The 19073-nt window shown below is 76.1% G+C and carries 15 protein-coding genes; 6 read left to right on the forward strand and 9 right to left on the reverse strand.

Annotation, left to right across the window (positions count from 1 at the left end):
- Positions 1–5 precede the first annotated feature (5 nt).
- Entirely contained in the window at positions 6–998 is a 993-nt protein-coding gene (locus F1641_RS12495; RefSeq protein WP_194906974.1) for a hypothetical protein, read from the reverse strand.
- Between the two features lie 46 nt (positions 999–1044).
- The gene (locus F1641_RS12500; protein WP_309225593.1) at positions 1045–1818 is read right to left on the reverse strand and encodes an SDR family NAD(P)-dependent oxidoreductase; all 774 of its coding nucleotides are present in this window, start codon (positions 1816–1818) and stop codon (positions 1045–1047) included.
- Between the two features lie 78 nt (positions 1819–1896).
- Between F1641_RS12500 and F1641_RS12505 the strand changes: the two genes are divergently transcribed.
- Genes F1641_RS12505 through F1641_RS12515 form a run of 3 tightly spaced genes read left to right on the forward strand, consistent with a single transcriptional unit; the run spans position 1897 to position 5269 of the window.
- The gene (locus F1641_RS12505) at positions 1897–2280 is read left to right on the forward strand and encodes a PadR family transcriptional regulator (protein ID WP_194906073.1); all 384 of its coding nucleotides are present in this window, start codon (positions 1897–1899) and stop codon (positions 2278–2280) included.
- Positions 2267–2977 (forward strand): hypothetical protein, encoded by a 711-nt coding sequence (locus F1641_RS12510; protein ID WP_194906077.1) that lies wholly within the window; start codon positions 2267–2269, stop codon positions 2975–2977. Before F1641_RS12505 ends, F1641_RS12510 begins: the two co-directional genes overlap by 14 nt.
- Before the next feature lie 9 nt (positions 2978–2986).
- A complete protein-coding gene (locus tag F1641_RS12515; RefSeq protein WP_194906079.1) occupies positions 2987–5269 on the forward strand; it encodes a glycoside hydrolase family 36 protein in 2283 nt (760 codons plus the stop codon).
- Positions 5270–5313: 44 nt separating this feature from the next.
- On the opposite strand, the gene F1641_RS12520 is transcribed toward F1641_RS12515, so the two are convergent.
- From F1641_RS12520 to F1641_RS12535, 4 genes are all read right to left on the reverse strand, one after another.
- Positions 5314–7362: an HNH endonuclease signature motif containing protein gene (locus F1641_RS12520; RefSeq protein ID WP_194906081.1), complete on the reverse strand. Its 2049-nt coding sequence runs from the start codon at positions 7360–7362 to the stop codon at positions 5314–5316.
- A gap of 214 nt (positions 7363–7576) precedes the next feature.
- Complete coding sequence (locus F1641_RS12525) at positions 7577–8119, reverse strand: dihydrofolate reductase family protein (protein WP_194906082.1); 543 nt, start codon at positions 8117–8119, stop codon at positions 7577–7579.
- A gap of 74 nt (positions 8120–8193) precedes the next feature.
- On the reverse strand, positions 8194–8511 hold the full coding sequence (locus F1641_RS12530; RefSeq protein WP_194906084.1) for a hypothetical protein: 318 nt from the start codon (positions 8509–8511) through the stop codon (positions 8194–8196).
- Between the two features lie 145 nt (positions 8512–8656).
- Positions 8657–9244, reverse strand: coding sequence for a hypothetical protein (locus F1641_RS12535; RefSeq protein ID WP_194906086.1), 588 nt, complete (start codon positions 9242–9244; stop codon positions 8657–8659).
- A 302-nt stretch (positions 9245–9546) separates the two neighbouring features.
- Here F1641_RS12535 and F1641_RS12540 point away from each other — a divergent pair, with 302 nt between their 5' ends.
- Together F1641_RS12540 and F1641_RS12545 are read left to right on the forward strand one after the other, a co-directional pair.
- Positions 9547–10338 (forward strand): hypothetical protein, encoded by a 792-nt coding sequence (locus tag F1641_RS12540; protein ID WP_194906087.1) that lies wholly within the window; start codon positions 9547–9549, stop codon positions 10336–10338.
- Positions 10339–10343: 5 nt separating this feature from the next.
- On the forward strand, positions 10344–11606 hold the full coding sequence (locus tag F1641_RS12545; protein ID WP_219729556.1) for an alpha/beta fold hydrolase: 1263 nt from the start codon (positions 10344–10346) through the stop codon (positions 11604–11606).
- Between the two features lie 173 nt (positions 11607–11779).
- Here F1641_RS12545 and F1641_RS12550 read toward each other — a convergent pair whose 3' ends face one another.
- From F1641_RS12550 to F1641_RS12560, 3 genes are all read right to left on the reverse strand, one after another.
- Positions 11780–12694, reverse strand: coding sequence for a glycosyltransferase (locus F1641_RS12550; protein ID WP_206691148.1), 915 nt, complete (start codon positions 12692–12694; stop codon positions 11780–11782).
- A gap of 521 nt (positions 12695–13215) precedes the next feature.
- The gene (locus F1641_RS12555) at positions 13216–15516 is read right to left on the reverse strand and encodes a glycoside hydrolase domain-containing protein (protein WP_194906870.1); all 2301 of its coding nucleotides are present in this window, start codon (positions 15514–15516) and stop codon (positions 13216–13218) included.
- 79 nt (positions 15517–15595) lie between these two features.
- Complete coding sequence (locus tag F1641_RS12560) at positions 15596–17362, reverse strand: cation:proton antiporter (protein ID WP_194906089.1); 1767 nt, start codon at positions 17360–17362, stop codon at positions 15596–15598.
- A 130-nt stretch (positions 17363–17492) separates the two neighbouring features.
- On the opposite strand from F1641_RS12560, the gene F1641_RS12565 reads away from it, so the two are divergent.
- Positions 17493–19061, forward strand: coding sequence for a glycosyltransferase family 39 protein (locus F1641_RS12565; RefSeq protein WP_194906091.1), 1569 nt, complete (start codon positions 17493–17495; stop codon positions 19059–19061).
- The last annotated feature ends 12 nt before the right edge of the window (positions 19062–19073 follow it).

Consider the following 19073-nt stretch of genomic DNA (forward strand, 5'->3'; position numbering starts at 1 on the left):
GCGCGTCAGGACCGCCCGCCGTGGTGGTGGTCGTGGCCGGAGTGGTCGTGCCCGGAGTGGTCGTGGCCCGCGTGGTCGTCGTCGTCCTCGTGGAGGGCGTGGACCAGGTCGTCGGCGACGTCGAGGAGGACGCCCCTCAGGTCCGGGTCGACCGACACGGCACCACCGGCACCCCCGGTGCCGTCGTCGGTGCGCGTGAAGAGCCCCGCCGCGGTGAGCAGGCGGACGTCGCGGAGCACCTGCTCGCGCGCCGTCGACTCGCCGACGACCTCGTCGAGGTCCACCCGTCCGGTGAGGGCGAGGCGGGCGATCAGGTCGATGACGACCTCGCCGCGCTCCAGGTCGAGCAGGGCGGCCTGCGCGGCGTCGACGTCGAGGTCGTCGGGGGCGGGGCCGGTCGCGCCGGCGCCCAGCCATGCCACGGTGCTGGCGGCGGCCGCGTCGGCCTCGTCGGTGGTGGGCTCACCCTCGACGACGGCCATGAGGTGCTGGGCGAGCGCGGCCCGGGCGGCCAGCAGCTGCGCCTCACCGCCTTCGCGCCACTCGTCGGCGAGCTCGTCGGCCTCGGTGCGGTCGTGCAGCAGCAGCGCCGCGCGGTTCCACCGGGCGAGGACGGCGGTCTCGTCGTCGTCCAGCGCCTCGCCGCCCGGTCCGCCCGACGGGGGCGCCACGACGGGGGTGGCGTCGTCGTCGGCGCCGCTCAGCAGCACCTCGCCCAGGTGCGCGACCAGGGGGTTGGCGAGCAGCGCGGCGGCCACCCGCTCCTCGGGGATGGCCTCGACCTCGGCCAGCAGGGCCAGTCGCGCCTCGCGCTCCTCGGCGGTCTCCGGGTCCTCGTCGTGGTCGAGGCGGCTGCCGGGACCGAGGTAGCGCTGGGCGGCGTGGTCGTGCGCGTGGACCTCCGGGTCGACCACAGGGCCGGACCCCCGGCCCAGCGGCCGCCGCCGCGGCTTCTGAGCGTTCGCCTTCTTCGGCCGGTGCACCTTCTTCTTCGCCACGGACGACGACCGTAGAGCAGGCGTGGGACTGCTGGCGGCGCGCCCCTCAGGGCGTCGCGCTGGGGCTGATGACCAGCTCGTCGACGCGCACCCGCGCCGGGGTGGCCACCACGAAGGCGACGGCGCGCGCGACGTCGTCGGGCGTGAGCATCACCGCTCGGGCGGCCTCGTCGGGCACCACCGGGCGGGCGTCGACGAACGACGTGGCGATGTCGCCCGGGCACAGGTGCGTGGCCCGGACGCCCTCGGCGTGCAGGTCGTCGTTGAGGCTGGCGACCAGCTGTCCCGCTCCGGTCTTGCTCATCCGGTAGGCGGCGCCGGCGCCGGGGGAGCGGACCACCGCGGCGCGCGACGAGACGACGACCACCTGCCCGTCACCGCGCTGTCGCATGCCCGGCAGCACGGCGGCGACGGTGTGCGCGAGCCCGGTGAGGTTGGCGCTGATGATGCCGTCGAGGGCGGCGAGGTCGAGGTCGTCCCAGTGGCGGCGTCGCGCGTTCAGCCCGGCGGCGGCCACGAGGACGTCGACGCCGCTGTCCTCCTCCAGCTGGGCGCCCGCTGCGGCGACGGCCGCGGGGTCGGCGACGTCGAGCGGCAGCGCGCGTGCGGCTCCGCCCGTGGCCCGCACCGCGGCGACCACGGCGTCGAGCCGGTCGGCGCGGCGCCCGGAGACCACCACCTCGTGGCCCCCCGTCGCCAGGACCAGCGCGCACGCCGCCCCCACGCCGGAGCCACCGCCGGTGACCCAGGCCCTCCGCCGCACGCGCACCACGTCCTGCTCCGGGCCGTGCTCCGGCACGCGCCCCACCCCGTCGTCCACGACGCCACCGTAGGCGCGCCGCGCCCGGGACACACGGGTACTGGGTGAGACCCAGTACCCGTCGCTACTGTGCGTCGCATGGCACCGGACGACCGCAGCGACCGGCGGACGCAGCTGCTGCGGGGAGCGCTCGACACCTGCCTGCTCGCGCTGCTCGCCCGTACCCCGACGCACGCCTACGACCTCGTCGTGCAGCTCGAGCGACACGGACTGCCCGGTGTCAGCTACGGCACCGTCTACCCGCTCATGGCGCGGCTGCGCCGCCAGGGCCTGGTGGGCGAGCGCATCGAGCCCAGCGACAGCGGACCACCGCGCAAGGTCTTCGACCTGACGCTCGAGGGCCGGTCGGCGCTCAGCGCCTGGAGCGCCCAGTGGGCCGAGACGACCACCACCATCACCCAGCTCCTCGCGACCGCGGGGGCCCTGCCCGAGCCGGAGGTCACCACCCGTGTCGACGCCTGAGCACCACGACCGCGCCCACGCCGCACCGGGCGGGCGTGCCCGCTCGGCCGAGGAGGTCGTCGCCGACGTCGACCGCCGCCTGAGGCGGTACGCGGGTCGTGCCGACCGTCGCGCCATCACCGAGGACCTCCTCGGCGACCTGCGCGCCGCCCAGGCCGCCGGGTGCGACCCTGCGACGCTCATCGGCCCCGACGTCGACGAGTTCGCCCGCCGCACCGTCGAGGAGGGCGGGTGCGCGAAGGTCGCCGGTGACACCCGGCGGGTCACCGCGCTCGGTGCTCTGTGGAGCCTGCCCGCGGTCGTCCTCGGCTACCTGGTGACCCCCTACGCGGTCTCGCCGGTCCTCGAGGCCGCAGGGAGCGCCGGCATCGACGTGCCGCTCGTCCGAGCAGGGGTGGCCTGGGCGGGACTCGGGGCCGTCTGCGCGCTGTCGGTCCTCGCCGTCATGGTCGTGCTGCTGCGGGGCCGGGCGGCCGCCCGCCCGACGCTGCAGGTGGCGGCGTTCACGGTGCCGTTCGCCGCCGCGGTGGCGGTCGCCGTGAACACCACCGTCCTCGCGGTGGGCCCGATCACCCATGGGAGCATCGCCGTCCAGGTCGCCGGGGTGGTGGTGCCGCTCGTCGGGGCGCTCGCTCTCGCACGCTCCTGGGGACTGCGGCGTGCGGGCGCCTCCTCGGGAGCGCTGCTGCCCGCCTAGCGTGGGGCGATGGACGCGACGACGCCTCCCACCTCCCTGCTGCGCTGGGCCACCGGTGACCTGCACCTGGTGCTGCGCACCGGTGACGACGCCCCGGTGGCGCTCGTCGGCCTCGGCGCGGGAGCGCCGCCGGAGCCGACGGGGGCGACCCAGCCGCTCGTCGAGGTGCTCCTCACCGGTGACGGGCGCGCCCGCACGGGCCCCCGCCACACCGACACCGGCGTGGGCCGCCGCCTCCGGTACGCCACCCACACCGAGGAGGTCGAGGACGACGGCGCGCGCGTGCTCGCCGTCGTCCAGCGGGACAGCACGTCGGGGCTGACCACCACCACGACGTTCACGGGGGCGCCCGCCGGGGAGGGGGCGGCAGCGGTGCGGGTGACGACGACCGTCACCAACGACGGTGTGGAGCCCGTGGTGCTGGAGGCCGTCTCGTCGGTGGCGACCGGCGCGGTGCTCGCCACCGGGCAGGACCCCCACGACCTCCACCTGCACCGGGGCCTGAGCCAGCAGCTCGCGGAGTTCCGCTGGTCGGCCGCGCCGCTCCACGGGAACACCGGGCTCGCCGACTCCACCTCCGACCTGCAGTCGCCGCTGGGACGCGGCGCCGTGGTCGCCACGTCGACCAGCACGTGGTCGACGGCGAGGCACCTGCCGACCGCCGTCCTCGAGCTGGTGCCCGGTGCCGGGGGTCCGCCGGGCAGGGCCTTCGCCTGGCAGGTGGAGCACCCCGGCGGGTGGCGCTGGGAGGTCGCCGACGTGCGCTCCGGCGACGACGCGCTCGGCGTCGTGCTGCTCGGGCCCACCGACGTCGACCACCACTGGTCGCGCGAGCTGTCGCCGGGGGAGTCGTTCACGAGCGTTCCGGTGTCGCTGGCGGTCGTGGAGACAGGGGGCTTCGACGCCGTCGTCGCCCAGCTCACCCACCACCGCCGCTGGCTGCGGGCGCGCGCCCAGCGGGCCGTCGGCGGCGCGCCGCGAGAGCCCGTGCCGCTGCTCGTCTTCAACGACTACATGAACACGCTGAACGGCGACCCGACCACGGAGCGGCTCCTGCCGCTGGTCGCCGCAGCCGCCAAGGCCGGCGCGGAGGCGTTCTGCATCGACGCCGGCTGGTACGACGACACCGGCCGCGGCTTCGAGGCGTGGTGGCGCAGCGTCGGTGCGTGGGAGCCGAGCACCACGCGGTTCCCCGACGGCGGGTTGGGCCGCGTCGTCGACGAGATCACCTCCCGCGGGATGCGCGCGGGGCTGTGGCTCGAGCCGGAGGTGGTCGGGGTGCAGAGCCCCGTGGCCCGGCCGGAGGCGGAGGGCGGCCTGCCGGAGGGCGCCTACCTGCGGCGCCACGGCCGCCGGGTGCACGACGACGGCCGGTACTTCCTCGACCTGCGCCACCCCGCGGCAGTGGCGCACCTCGACGCCGTCGTCGACAGGCTCGTGGCGCCCCGGCCGCAGGGCTTCGGGGTGAGCTTCTTCAAGCTCGACCACAACGTGGTCCCCGGACCGGGGACCGACGCCGACGCGCTGTCGGCCGGTGACGGACTGCTGGAGCACCAGCGGGCGCACCTCGCCTGGCTGCGCGGGGTGAAGCGGCGCCACCCGCACCTGGTGCTCGAGAACTGCGCCTCGGGGGCGATGCGCGCCGACTTCGGGATGCTCGAGGTGCTCGACCTGCAGTCGACCACCGACCAGGAGGACCACCGCCTGTACCCGCCAATCGCCGCGGGCGCGCCGGTGCAGGTGCTGCCCGAGCAGTGCGGCAACTGGGCCTACCCGCACGGGCGGATGACGCTGGAGGAGGTCGCGTTCACGCAGGTCACCGGGCTCGCGGGGCGGCTCTACCAGGCGGGGCTGCTCCACGAGCTCGACGCCGAGCACCGCGAGCTGGTCCACGCCGCGACGGCCCTGTGGCGCGACGACCTGCGCCACCACCTCGTGCGCGCCGTGCCGGTGCGCGCGTTGCTGGGAGGTCCGGGTGGCGGACCCGGTGGCGGACCCGGTGGCGGCGGAGCGGTCGAGCACCCGCAGTGGGACGGCGACGCCGTCGCCCTCGTCCTCGCCACCCCCGAGCGCCGGGTGCTCGCGGTGTGGCACCGCGGGGGTGCCGAGGCCGCGATCGCCCTGCACCTGCCGGGTGCGCGGGCCGCCGACCTGAGGGAGCTGTACCCGCTGCGGCTGCAGCCGTGGGCGGTGAAGGACGGCGAGGGCGGCGCTGCGGGGTCGGGTCGCCTCGTCCTGCGGCCGGGACTCGCGGGCCCGAGCGCCCGCGTCTACGAGGTCCTGACCCCCTGAGGTCCGTCCCCACAGCCGTGGTCGGGTGACGCGGTCCTGCCGGTTCAGGCGGCGTCGGTGGCGAGCTCGGGTAGCAGCGGGGTCACCGCCCGGTGGTAGACCCGCCCGGTGGCACTGGTCCACACGAACCGTCCCGGCTCCGGCTGGGCCAGGGCCCACCCGCCGTGGGTCTTGGCGGTGTGCACCGGCTGGCACACGCACCCCAGGTTCCCCGCCTCCGTCGTCCCGCCGCGGGTGCGGCCGGGCAGGGGGGAGCCGTAGGCGACGGTGTGGTCCAGCTGGATGCCCCCGGAGCGGGCGGCGTGGTGGCAGGCGGGGCCGATGCAGGTTGCGTCGCGGGCGCGCACGAACGCGGCTAGGGCTGAGCTGGGTCGGTACTGCACCTCCGGGCTCGGGGGCGGGTCCGGTGCCAGGGCGCGCAGCCGCTGGAGCCGTTCGTCGGAGCGTTCGGCGGGACTGTTGACGGGCTCGCGGCGCGGTGGGAGCAGGCGCCAGCGCGAGCGGACGCGCAGGGTGCCGGTGGTGGGGTCGGCGACCAGGCGCCGCCACGCTGCGCGGGCCAGGACGTCGCGCATCACCACCGGAGTGATGCGTCCGATGCCGGGGACCCATCCGAAGACCCCTGCGCCGCTGCGTCGGGAGGGCGTGTTCCGGCGCGGACGGCGCCGGCCCTGTGGTGGCTCAGGTGTCGGGCCACCGGTCGGGCCATCGACGGAGTCCCCTTCGGCAACACCGCTGGGGTCCCCAGGGTCCTCGCCCGGGTCGCCAGCCGGGTCGTCGTCAGGGCCGTCGTCAGGGCCGTCGTCCGGGTCGCCAGCCGGACCCTCGTCCGGGTCATCGGTGGGGTCCTCAGCGGGGTCGTCCTCGAGGTCGTCGGCCAGGACCACCACGTGCACCTCCGCCAGGTGCGCCCGCTGCGCCGGGGTCGGGATGTGCACCGGGCCGCGGGTGTCCTCCGGCAGATCGGCAGCCTGGCTGTCCTGGCCGGCGTCCTGGCCGGGGTCCTGGTCATCGGTGGCACCGGGCACCGTGCCCGGTGCCGCCACCCGCGCCGCCTGCTGCTGGGCCGCCGTGGGAGCGAAGGCCCCCACCGTCACCGAGACCAACGCATCCGCACGCAGCTGAGCCAGGTCGCGCTCCTCCTCAGAGGCGTCCGCATCCAGCGCGTCCAGCTCCGACCCGTCCAGGAGGTCCCCGAGGTCGGCGTCACCACCGCGAGCCTTGTCACCGGCCTTCGCACCGGGCTCCTTGTCGGCGTCCTTGCCGGCGTCCTTGGCGGTGCGGGCCACCGCGTTCAGCACCTGCCACACCGCCGCGGCGTCCAACCGCTCCAGGTCCGCCACGATCCGCGCGCACCCCGGCACCGGGGACGGCACGAGCCGCACGTCCCGCTCCTGCACCCCCTGAGCGGCGCGCCGCGCGGCGTAGGCGGGGTCGGCCTCCAGCGCGGCCTGGTCCACCGCCGCGGCAAGGCGCGCCCGCGTCATCGACGCAGCCTTGCGCACCGCCAACGCCTCGAGCGAGGCGTGGTGGATCTCGGGCAGGGCCCGCAGCGCGGTGATGAGGACCTTGACCTGGGCCAGGGTCATCGCTCCGGCAGCCAGGGCCTCCTCGGCCAGGGGCAGCTCTTCGAGGCGTCGGGCCAGGCCCACCAAGGCGGCGGCGGTGCCGGGGGCGATCCTGAAGGCGGGGGCGATCTCGTCGGCGGCGACCCTGCGGGTGTCGCGTCGGGACGCGGCCAGGGGCTTGGCGGCCAGGCCTGCTCTGTCCAGGGCGGCGACGGCGGCCAGCTGCAGGGCCTGGGCGTGGCTCAGGCAGCGGTCGGTGGCGGCGGCCAGCTCCAGCCACTCCCGCTGGGACAGCACCAGGTCCTCATCAGCGTTGCAGGCGGCCAGGACGGTGGTGATCTCGGTGAGCTGGGCCGGGTCGGGGGTCCGGTCGGTGAGGTCGGCGATGACGGGGCGCAGCAGGCGGCGCTGGGCGGTGGGGTCGGTGACCGGTTCGGCGGCGGCCGCGGCGGCCAGCGCGCGCAGCAGCGGGGTGCTGCTGGGGGCGCTGGCCGCGTCGCGCCCGCTGGTCGCTCCGGTGGTCATGGAGATGACGTTAGGGGTCACCTCTGACAGTCCGGTGGATCGTGTGTTCGCAGGTCAGGGGCGTGATCAGCGGTGTGCGGAACGTGACGACCGCCCCGGAGGGTCCCCCCTTCGGAGCAGCGCCGCGCCCCGGCAGCGTCGCCGGCTCGCCCCTGACCGCTCGTACCGGGACCACCGCCTCGGGGGCGGTGGTCCCGGACGCGCGGGGGGCAGGTCAGGCGGGGCCGTAGACGAGGTGCGCGACGCCGTTCTCGTACGTCGTCCCGGACAGCAGCGCGAGCTCCAGCCTGGTGCCGTCGGCGAAGAGTCGGAGCCCCTCGCCGAGGGCCAGCGGGTACGTCAGCAGGTGCAGCTCGTCGACCAGGCGGTCGGCGAGGAGCGCCTGCACCAGCTGCACGCTGCCGCTGACGTAGACGTCGCCCTCGGCGTCGTCCTTCAGCTGCTGCACCGCGGAGGCGGAGTACTCCAGCGCCCGCGAGGGACCCCACGTGAGGTCGTCGGCGCCGCGCGAGGTGACGACGTGCTTGATGGTGTCGTTGAAGAAGGGGGCGCCCGGGTCGTCCTCGGCGGTGCGGGTCGACCAGGCCGGCGCGAACATCTCGTACGTCGACCGGCCGAGCAGGATGTCCGAGCAGCTCGCCGTGATGGCGCCGACGCCGGCCAGCATCGCGTCGGTCCACGGGTAGGCGACCGTCCACACAGGGGCGTCCACCACGCCGTCGACCGTCATGAACTGCTGCACCTTGATGTTGCCCACTGCTGCCTCCAGGTCGTCGGGCCGGGCGCCGGCCCCTCGTCGAGCAGACGGCGCGGGTGCGCCGGACTCATCGGTCAGAGGTCGAGCAGGAGCCCGTCGGCCTCGGCAGCGGCGCGCTCAGCCGCCCGGTCAGCAGCCCGGTCGGCGTCGACCCGGGCCCGGTACTCGCGCGCGATCGACGGCGCGTGCTGCGAGAGCCAGGCCGTCAGCTGCTGGCGGCAGCCGTTCTTGCGGCACCACCGGGTCCACCGCTCGGGGACCGCGTCCTCGTGCTCGTGGGTGCTCAGGCGCCGGTCGCACAGGGAGCGACCGCTGAGCCGCGGGTCGGGCCAGTGCACGCGACGCTCGGCACCGGTGCCCGCGCCCCAGGTGAGCCGCACCTTCTCGTCCATCCGAGCATCCTGGCGGGTCGACGCCGCGCGCGGGGGCAGGTTGGCCCGCGCTGTGCCCTGATGCTCATCGGCTGGTGCCGGCCTTCCTGGCGGCGCCGGCGTCATCGGCCGGCCGAGACCCGGCGCCAGACGGCGTCTCAGCTGGTCAGACGCACATGCAGGTGCCGCTGGCCGAGCGCACCGTGAAGCAGTCGGGGCAGATGGCCGGCGGCGCCGCGGGCACCGGCGCGGCCTTCTTCACGGTGGTCGCACGGGTGGTCGTGCGGGTGCTCGCACGGGGCGCCGCGTCGGCGGGGGCCCCGGGCTCGCGCGGCGCCTTCGGCTCACGGGGGGCCCGCGGTGCGCTCGACGTCCGGGACGCCCCCGCGTGGCGGGTGGCCCGCTCGACGACGTCGAGCTCGTCCTGCGTCCCGGCGTCGACGGCGCCCTGCCCGCCGAAGTGCATCCAGGCCCTGCGGCGCCCGCCCCCGGCGGTGTCGGTGCCGTCGACCAGCGCCGACTCCTTGACCACCAGCGCGCCCAGGTCGGGCTCCCCGCGGCGGGCGCAGTCGGCGGAGATGACCTCGAGCGCCTTGCCCAGGCCGCGGGCCGTCACCGCGCCGTCGGTGGCCTCGGAGGCCTCCGCGGGCGGGACGACGCGCCCCTCCTCCGCGGCGGCCACGAGGGCCTCGCGCAGCAGCGGGATCGCCTTGAACAACCGCGCGGGAAGGGCCTCGGATCCGAGCGACGTCACGGGACCACTCTCGCACCCCCGGCCGCCGGCGGGTACCCGCTCCCGGGCGCTGCGGGCCCGCGGGGTGCGCGGGGCGCTGCCGCGGCAGCACCCCGGCCCCCGGAGCGGACGGCAGAGCGGACGGGCGAGCGGGCGGCTGAGCGGGCGGCGCTGTCGCCGCCGTCGTGCCAGGGGACCAGCAGCGCGGAGCGAGGTAGCGGGCGCGGCGTCGGAGCGCGGTGCCCGAGCACGGCGCCGGAGGAGCTCGACGACGACGGATACCGTCGTCGTCGAGCCGACCCTCTCCGCCGCTCGGAGGCACCGTGTCCGACCCCAGCGCACCCCCGCCGCAGTACACGCCCCCGCCGGGGTACGAGGAGTACGCGCCGCGCTCCCAGACCCCGCAGGCACCGCAGACCCCTTACGGGCCCGCGCACCAGCCCCCGGGGCCCTACGCCGGGCAGCCGCAGCGCCCCACGTCGGTCACCGCCGTCGTCGGGTTCGTCCTGGCGTTCCTGGTGAGCCCCGTCGGCGCCGTCGTGTCGGCCTTCGGCATCGGCGACACCCGGGGCGGGCGCAAGGGCGGTCGCGGCCTGGCGGTCGCGGGCGTCGTCGGCGGCGTCCTGGGCACGCTGGCCTGGGTGGCGGTGGTCCTCGCGGCCGTCGCCTTCTACCGAAGCGTCTCGCCGCAGGTGTCCGACACCCTCCGCCAGATCGAGCAGCTGCCCGCCCCCAGCGACCTGCCCAGCGGGTTCCCGACCGACCTGCCGTCAGGTCTGCCGTCGTCCCTGCCGTCAGACCTGCCCACCGACCTGCCGGGCAGCACCGGCGCCGCTGCCGACGTGCAGGTCACCAGCTGCACCTCCGGTCTCGGAGGCCTGGCCACCGCAGACCTGGTCGTCACCAACTCCGGTGACAGCCCGAGCACCTACCTCGTCACGCTGAGCGCGCTCGACGCGTCCGGGCAGGAGGTGGGCCAGCTCGTCGGCGGCACCGAGACCGTCGCCCCGGGAGCCACCGCGCAGGCGCAGGCCGTCGGCTTCGCCAGCTCCGACGGCGACGGCTCGGGGCTCGCCTCGTGCCGGGTCGACAGCGCGCTGCGGACGGAGGGCTGAGCGCCGTGGCGGTCCCCGGCCTGCGCGTGGTCGAGCACGAGCTCGACGTCCCCCTCGACCACGCCGCCCCCGACGGCGCGGCGATCACGCTGTTCGCCCGCGAGGTCTCGGCCGTGGGCGGTGAGGGCCGCCCCCACCTGCTGTTCCTGCAGGGCGGCCCCGGCCAGGAGGCCACGCGCCCGGTGGGCGCGCCGCTGACGAGCGGGTGGATGGCGCGGGCGCTGCGCGACTTCCGCCTCGTGCTGCTCGACCAGCGCGGCACCGGGCGCTCGACGCCCGTGGGCGACCTGCCGGGGATGACCCCGCAGCAGCAGGCCGACCACCTGGCGCACCTGCGCGCCGACAGCATCGTCCGCGACGCCGAGCTGCTCCGTGAGGCCCTGGGGGTCGAGCGCTGGGCCCTGCTCGGGCAGAGCTTCGGCGGGTTCTGCGCCACGACGTACCTGTCGCTGGCGCCGCAGTCGCTGAGCGCCGTCCACATCACCGGCGGCCTCCCCGCCGTGGGCGTGCACCCCGACGAGGTCTACGCCGCCACGTGGGCGCAGATGCGCCTGCTGTCGGCGCGCCACCACGAGCGGTACCCGCAGGACCTCGAGCGGCTGCGCGACCTGCACGCCCACCTCGCCACCCACGACCTGAGGACGACGGCGGGCGACCGCGTCACCGGGCGGACCCTGCGCGCCGCCGGGCACTCCCTGGGCATGAGCGACGGGTCGGACGTCCTGCACGCGCTGCTCGAGCGGCCGGTGGGCTCCCCGGCGTTCCGCGCCGACGCCGCCGACCCGCTGGGCCTGGCCCGCAACCCGCTCTACCTGCTCGTGCACGAGGCGTGCATGGCTGACGGCGCCACCACGGCGTGGTCGGCGGAGCGCACCCGCCCGGACGACTTCCGCGACGTCGCCGACGGCGGCGACCCGGCGCTGCTCTCCGGGGAGCACCTGGGCGACTGGCTGCTGGACCCCGAGCGCGGTGGCGTGGGGGCGCTGGCGCCGGTCGCCGAGGCGGCCCGGCTGCTGGCGCAGCGGGAGTGGCCGCGCCTGTACGACCCCTCCGCGCTCGACGGCGTGGCCCGCGGCTCGGACGGCGTGCCCGTGGCCGCGGCGGTCTACGTCGACGACCCCTACGTGCTCCTCGACCACTCCCGCGCCACGGCGTCGCTGATGGGCGCGCGCACGTGGGTCACCGACGAGCTGCTCCACAACGGCCTGCGGGCCGACGGCGACCGGGTGCTGTCGCGGCTGTTCGACATGACGTCCGGCCGCCTCTGACCCCTGCGCACCGCAGCCAGGCGCTCGGTTGCGGTTCGGACCCCCTCCTGGACCGCAGTCAGGCGCTCGGTTGCGGTTCGGACCCCCTCCTGGACCGCAGTCAGGCGCTCGGTTGCGGTTCGGCCCCCTCCCGGACCGCAACCGGGCGCTCGGCTGCGGTCCGGGAGGTCGCATCAGAGGGGGGCGCCCTCGCGGGGGAGCTCGACGACCCGGTGCTCCTCGGGCAGCGTGACCGCCGGGTCGGCGGGGAGCATCTCGTCGAACACCCGGACCCTGTCGAAGCGCAGCGCGTGCTCGCGGGCCCGCTGCTCCAGCTCCAGGCGCTCGACCTCGTCCATGTCGAGCACGGCCCTGTCGATCATCGCCGTGAGCCCGGCGACGTCGCCCGGCTCGATGATGAGCGCGGTGTCCCCGACCGCCTCCCCGGTGCCGCCCACGATCGTGGTGATGACCGGGCCGCCGCCGGCCAGCATCTTCTCGGTCAGGGCGATGCCGAAGGTCTCCACGAACTCGGGCACCGGCTTGGTGGGCAGCGCGTACGCGGCGCACCCGCGCATGAGCAGCGGCTTCTCGGCGTCGGAGACGTCGGTGAGCAGCAGGATCCGCTCGTCGTCGCCCTCGACCTCCGCGATCTGCGCCCGCGCCGCCTCGACGGCGTTGCCGGCCCCCGCGATGACCAGCTTCTTGGTGGCCTGCGTCCGGGAGGCGCGGTAGGCGCTGATGAGGTCGTCCACGCCCTTGGCGCGCGTGATGCGCGACAGGAACAGCACGTACCCGTCGCGCTCCAGCCCGCGGGCCGCGAGCGCGGCGTCGACGGCGGCCGGGTCGAGGTCGAGGAAGGCGGAGGTGTCGATCGGCGGGTAGCTGATCCGCACCCGCTCGGTGAGCTCGGCGGCGAAGCGGGTGCCGCTGCGGGCGTCGACCTGCTCGGCCCAGCGCACCACCTCCTCCTTGGTGAACTCCGACACCGCGAGCAGGTCGTCGTTCTGCAGGTAGGTGCTGAGCACCACCGCCGCCGCACCCCAGTTCCCGGTGCGCAGCGCGTTGGAGACCACGTTGGTGATGTCGGAGCCGACGGCCTTCGCCATCGTGCGCACGTCGGGGTGAAGCCCGCCGCGCGGGCACCCGCCACCGCCTGGACGACGACGTCGGTGTGCGGCGTCAGGTACATCGACAGCACGACCGTGGGCACGCCCTCGGCCAGCAGCTCCACCAGGCGCCCGGCGAGCCCGGCGATGTAGCGGCCGTCGGGCACGCGGTTGTCGCCGATGGGGTCCGGCCGCTCCACGGTGATGCCGGGGGAGTACGGCAGCAGCGCGTCGAGGGGCTTCAGCGGGAGCCCCGCCGCCTGCAGCGCCTCCAGCGGCCAGGTGAGGATGCGCACGTCGTCGAAGCCGCGCAGCAGCGCCGCCTCGGCGAGGTTGCGGGCCTCGCCGGAGTGGCCGCAGATCACCGGGTCCGCGCGGACCAGGATGACGAGGCGGCGGTCGGGGGTGCTCGTGCCGGTCATGGGTCCTCCTCGGCGTGGGTCAGACGGCCGGTCCCGGCGGGACCGGCTGGCACTGCGGGTGGTGCCGTCGGCGGGTCAGCGGGTCAGCGGGTCAGCGGGTCAGCGGGGGCGGGCCGCCGGCGAGGGCGGCCGCACCGCGCGCCCGTAGCCGTTCGGCTCGTCCCCGAGGTGGAGCACCAGGCGCCCGCCGCGGTGGACCCGCGCCATCGACAGGTGCGGTCCGGCCAGCGACTCGCCGTCGAGCGTCGCCGAGAGCAGGTGCTGGGGTCTGGACGCCGACGGGCCACGGGTGGCGCCGGCCTCGAAGCCCTCGTCGGAGCTGACGGGCTGCTCGCGGTGCCCGACCGCCTCGACCACGAGCTCGCCGTCGGGCACGGAGAGCACCGCCCGCTCGAAGGCGGGCGCCGACAGCAGGAACGTGTCGAGCCCGGCCACGGGGAACAGCCCCAGGGAGGCCCAGACGTACCAGGACGAGAGGCCGCCGGAGTCGTCGTTGCCCGGCAGCCCGCCGCGTCCGGTGCCGAACTGGTGGGACAGCGCCGCGTGCACGACCTCCGCGGTCCTGTCGGGCCGGCCCGCCCAGTGGTAGGCCCAGGGGGCCTCCATGTCGGGCTCGTTGTTGAGGCCCTCGAACCGGTTGAGCGCGTACCCCGCGGCCATCTCGGCGGTGCTGGGGCGCACCCCCGGCTGGCGCACCGGCGGCGCCCCGAACCCGAAGAAGCTGTCGAGCATCCCCGTGAACGCCTCGTCGCCCCCGGCCAGCGCGATCCGGCCGGCCATGTCGTGCAGCAGCCGGAACGAGTAGTTCCACCTGCCGCCCTCGTAGTACTCCGAGTCCTTGAGCAGCCCGGTGGCCGTGTCGAAGGCGTTCGTCCACCGCAGCGACCGCTCGGTGAGGTCGTCGGCGAGGCGGTGGTCGCCCACGGCCCGCGCCACCTGCGCCGTGCAGTGGTGGGCGAAGGCTAGGTCGAGGGTGTGCGAGATCGGGTGGACCACCCCGTGGTCGATGAACATCTCGCCGTACCCGCGGCGCAGGTCGTCGTCCATGTGCACGAGCGCCCACGACCAGTCGATCGGCGCCAGGTCCACCGCGTGCGCGTCGGCCAGGGCCGTGTGCGCCAGCGCGCTGGCCTGCCGGAAGAACCTGTCGGCCCCGCGCGCCATCCGGTAGCCGATCGGGAAGTTGCCCTCCTCCTCGCTGACCCTGATCAGCGACTCCAGCAGGTCGGCCGCCCGCTGCGGGGCGATCGCCGCGAGCAGCGGCACCTGCGTCTTGTAGATGTCCCACATCGTGGAGATGTCGAAGGCGAACGGGCCGTCCGAGGGCCAGAACGGGCTCTCGTCGTCGGCGATGCAGGGCTTGATCAGCGAGTGGTACGTCGCCGTCGCCATCACCGTGCGGCGCGCGGGCGTGCCGCCCTCCACCGCCACCCGGCCCACGTGGTCGGCCCAGCTCGCCCGCGTGCGCGCGGCGACGGCGTCGAAGGCCGGGGCGCCCGGGGCCCCGGGCAGGCGCGAGGCGTGCTCCGCCTCGAGGTTGGCCCGGGCCTGCTCCACCCCGCGCAGCGAGAACCCGATCCGCACCTCGACCGTCTGCCCCGCCCGGGCGGGGCCCATGAAGAGCAGGCCGAACGGGCGCAGCGTGGTCTGGCGGATCCTGTCGAAGTCGAGCCGGGTGCCGCCCTCGATGAGGCGCCGGTCGTGCCACAGCATCGGGCGCCACGGAGCCGAGTGCCGCGGCGGCCCCGAGGGGCCGGGGACGTCGGTGTCGACCTCGAGCGCGAACGACAGCGGCACGCCCTCCACCACGATCGTGCCCTGCGCCCGGCCCTGGCCGAGGTTCTCGACCTGGGCGCGCAGGGGCACGGTGCGCCCGTGCTCGATGGCCAGGCCGCCGCAGGAGGCGTCGACGACGACGCGCGCCGAGCGGTGCGCGGGGAACGTGTACCGGTGCACGGCCGTCTTGGGGCCGACGGTCAGCTCGCAGCGGATGCCCGAGCCGAGCGTGGCGGCGTAGTAGCCGGCCTCGGCGACCTCGTCGGTCAGCTCCCAGCTCTGCCCGAGGTCGTCCAGGGGCTGCACCATCGGCGTGACGCGCAGGTAGTTGTAGTACTTGCGGATGGCGCCGGTGCCGGACTGCTGGAAGTGCGTGAACCCCGACGCCTGCAGCCTGTCGAAGACCTCCACGGGCAGCCCGTCGAGCGACTTGTCGTACTGGCCGTACCCGGTGGGGTAGGCCCCGGAGTAGGCGCAGGCGCTGACCATGCCCAGCGGGCTGGTGGCGCCGGGGTGGGTGTTGCCGACCTGCGGCTTGGGGAACCACCACGCGGCGGCGAGACCGCGCGGCTCGGGCAACCCGGTCGCTGCGGTCCCGACGAAGGGATCGATCTCGGTGACGATGGCGCGAAGGTAGCGGCGACCGGGAGGCGCGCGGGTTTCCTCCGTGTGAACTGTGGACGGCTCGGGTCGGGCCGGGCCCTCAGCCCGTGGGGCCGCCCCGCAGCGACAGGCTGATCTCGTCGGCGTCGACGACGGCGAGGGCGTGGGTGAGGGCCTCGGCGTCGAAGGAGCCGTCGTCGCGGGCGTCGAGCAGCGCGTCGCGCTGGGCCCGCAGCTGCAGCAGCCGGGTCTCCTTCGCCGAGGCGCCCTCGGGCACCTCGGCGGCGCGCACGGCGTCGAGGACCAGCTGGTGCAGGGCGGCGCGCTGGGCGGCGTCCTCGGACTCGCTGCGCTGGCGCGTTGAGCCCACCGCGAGCACCACGCGGCGCAGCGTGAGCCCCTGGAGCAGCAGCGACCCGGCCGCCACCAGGTACGCCACGAGCACCAGCAGCTCGCGCTGCGGGGCGTCCTCCGGGAGGGTCTGGGCCGCCGCCACCGTCACCGCGCCGCGCATGCCCGCCCACACCACGACCACGCCCTCCCGCCAGCCCAGGGGCTCGTCGAGGAGGTAGTCGAGGTCGGCGCGCACCCGCCGGAGCCGGGTGGTGATCCTGCCGACGGCCTCCTCGGTGACCGGGCGCCGCTGCGCCGCCCGCCACGCACCGCGCAGCCCGCCGCGGCGCAGGCCGCCCTTGACGCGGCCGGCGGTGGAGTCGACGGCGCGCCGGGCCGTGATGGCCGCGGCGACCTCGGCGGGGGAGCGGTCCTCGAAGCGCTCGGCGAAGGCGCTGAACCTCCGGCGGGCCAGCTCGCGGCGGTCGCGGCGGCGGTGGGACAGGCCCAGCAGGCCCGCGACGAACAGGGCGCGGACCGCCAGCACCGCGACCAGGGCGGCCGCTGCCACGGCGACGGCGCTGCCCAGGCCGAGGCGCCCCACGCCGCCGGCGGTCTCGGGGTCGGCGGCCACGGCCGCGAGCACGGCGGGCAGCTCCAGCCCCATGAGCAGGAAGATCCCGCCCTCGAGCAGCAGGGACGCCGAGCGCCACGTCTGGGAGTCCGACAGCCGGGCCCGCGGGCCGAGCACCCGGGGTGCGTGGTGGTTGGTGACCAGCCCGGCGACGACGGCGGCGACCAGCCCCGATCCGCCAAGGTGCTCCACGGGCAGCGACGCCGCGAACGGCACCGCGAAGGAGATGAGGGTCCCGGCGGCGGGGTCGTCGACCCGGCGGCGCACCGCGAGGTCGAGGTGGCCCACCACGAGACCGACGACGACGGCCAGCGCGACGGCCCAGGCGAAGTCGCCCAGGGCCGAGCCGACGGACGGCCCTCCGCCCGGGCCGCCCGAGGTCATCGCGGTCCCCGCGGCGGCGACGGCGACCGCCGTCCGCAGGAGCACCAGGGCCGTGGCGTCGTTCAGGAGGCCCTCGCCCTCCAGCAGCGAGACCGCCCGCGGCGAGGCCCCCAGCCCCTTCACGATGGACGTGGCCACCGCGTCCGTGGGGGAGACCACCGCTCCCAGCGCCACGCCCCACCAGAACCCGACGCCGAGCAGCCAGCTCAGCAGCGCACCCACCGAGACGGCGCTGACCAGGACGAGCACGACCGACAGGCCGCTGATGGCGGAGGCGTCGCGGCGGAAGCCCATCGCGGGCAGCTGGACGGCCGCCGAGTACAGCAGCGGCGGGAGGATGCCGGCGAGCACCAGCTCGGGCGGCACCTCGACCGCGGGCACGCCGGGCAGGGCCGCCACCCCGGCTCCGAGCGCCACGAGGAGCAGCGGCGCGGCCACCTGGAGCCGCGCCGAGAGGACGGCCGACAGGCCCACGACCAGCAGCAGGAGCAGGAGCACGAGCTCCGGTGAGACCACGAGCACAGCACCCTAGGCGCGCTGCGCCGGTCGGCCCGTCGATCAGCCCGTCGATCGACCCCGAGCCGTCAGGACACCGGCGCACGATCACCGACAGGCCCCTCACAGCCCCGGCTGGGAGGATCTCGACGTGACCCTGCTCCTCGACGACCCGCCGGTGCAGGGGACCCCTCCCTCCCGAGCCCGCTGGCGACGCCCCGCCACCTGGCTGCCGGTGCTCCTGCCCGCCCTGCTCGCGGCGGCGCTGACCGCCTACCGCTACGACGGCAAGCCCCTGTGGCGCGACGAGGTCTACACGCTCAGCACCGCTGGTCGCCCCGTGGCCGACATGATGGGCCTGCTGTCCGAGCGCGACGCGGGCCTGGTCGGCTACTACCTGCTGATGCACCCCTGGCTGCGGGTGAGCGAGTCGCAGGACTGGATCCGGCTGCCCGGGGCCGTGGCCACCGTCGTCCTGGTGGCCCTCGTGGCGGTGCTGGGCCGGCGCTTCGCCGGCGGGCCCGGCGCGCTGGTGGCCGGGACCATCGCGGCGCTGGCCCCGGCGGTGTACCTGCACGGCCAGGAGGCCCGGCCGTACCCGATGGCGCTGACCGCCGTCGTCGTCACCGTGCTGCTCCTGCTGCGCCAGAGCGACCGCCCGCGGCGGTGGCTGTGGCCGGTGCTGGGGGCCGTGGCCCTGCTCGCGGTGCTGCTCCACCCGCTGGTGACGCTGCCGTCGGTGGGGGCGGCCTTCTTCGCGACGTGGCTGCGGCCCGGCCGCGCGCGCCGGTGGACCCTCGTCGCGGCGGCGCTGCCCGCGGGCCTGGTCGGTGTGGGCCTGGTGGCGGCGGGCTCGCTGCAGGCCGTCGAGCGCCCGCCCGCCCCGGCGACGCTGCCGGAGTTCTTCACGTTCTGGAAGCTCGCCAGCGACGTCCCGTGGCTGGGCTGGCCCGTGCTCGCCCTCGCCGCGGCGGGTGCCGTGGTGCTGCTCACCCGCCACCGGCGGGGACGCGCCCGCGAGCGGCACGCCCTGGTGCTGGCCCTGTGGGCGCCGATGCCGGTCCTCGCGGTCACCGTGCTGGGTCTCATCGGTGGGTACTTCAACCAGCGCTACGCCAGCGCCGCGCTGCCCGCCATCGCCGTCCTCGCCGCCGTGGCGCTCACTTCGCTGGTGGGCCTGGCGCGCCGCCGCGGTGGGCGCTGGGCGCAGCGGGCGACGGCGCTCGGCGTCGTCGTCCTGCTGGCCTGCCTGCTGCCGGCCTCGATCACCTTCCGCGACCGCGACGCGGGCTTCGACGACCCGCGCGGCGCCGCCGCCGAGATCGCCGCCGGTGCGCAGCCCGGCGACGCCGTGGTCTACGTCGGCAACGTGGTGCGGCCGATGGTCGAGGCGTACTACCCGGCCGGGCTGGCCAGCAGCGACCGCCTCGACGACGCGCTGCTGGTCGCCGGTCCCCTGGAGAGCGACACGCTCGGCGGGCTGGAGGTGCGCGGGGTCGGCCCCAAGGTGGAGGCCCTGGCGCCGCACCAGCGGGTGTGGCTGGTCGGGTCGGTCGCCACGGCCACCGGTGACCTCGGGCGCACCACCGGCAACGCCCGCGCGGTCATGGAGGGGCGCCGGCTGGTCTCGTCCACCGACCACAGCTGGCTCCGGGTCGAGCTCTGGGAGACCGACGACGCGCCGGTGGTCGCCGCACCGCCGCCGGGGAACCCCTCGTGATCACCACCTGAG

Origin of the sequence: Quadrisphaera sp. INWT6, assembly GCF_015390235.1 — a bacterium.
Taxonomy (GTDB): Bacteria; Actinomycetota; Actinomycetes; order Actinomycetales; family Quadrisphaeraceae; genus Quadrisphaera.

What these genes read in the sequence shown, in the direction of transcription:
- F1641_RS12550 (WP_206691148.1), bottom strand. Translation starts at nt 12,694, where the DNA reads ATGGCGAAGGCCGTCGGCTCCGACATCACCAACGTGGTCTCCAACGCG.
- F1641_RS12530 (WP_194906084.1), bottom strand. Translation starts at nt 8,511, where the DNA reads ATGGACGAGAAGGTGCGGCTCACCTGGGGCGCGGGCACCGGTGCCGAG.
- F1641_RS12505 (WP_194906073.1), top strand. Translation starts at nt 1,897, where the DNA reads ATGGCACCGGACGACCGCAGCGACCGGCGGACGCAGCTGCTGCGGGGA.
- F1641_RS12515 (WP_194906079.1), top strand. Translation starts at nt 2,987, where the DNA reads ATGGACGCGACGACGCCTCCCACCTCCCTGCTGCGCTGGGCCACCGGT.
- F1641_RS12520 (WP_194906081.1), bottom strand. Translation starts at nt 7,362, where the DNA reads ATGACCACCGGAGCGACCAGCGGGCGCGACGCGGCCAGCGCCCCCAGC.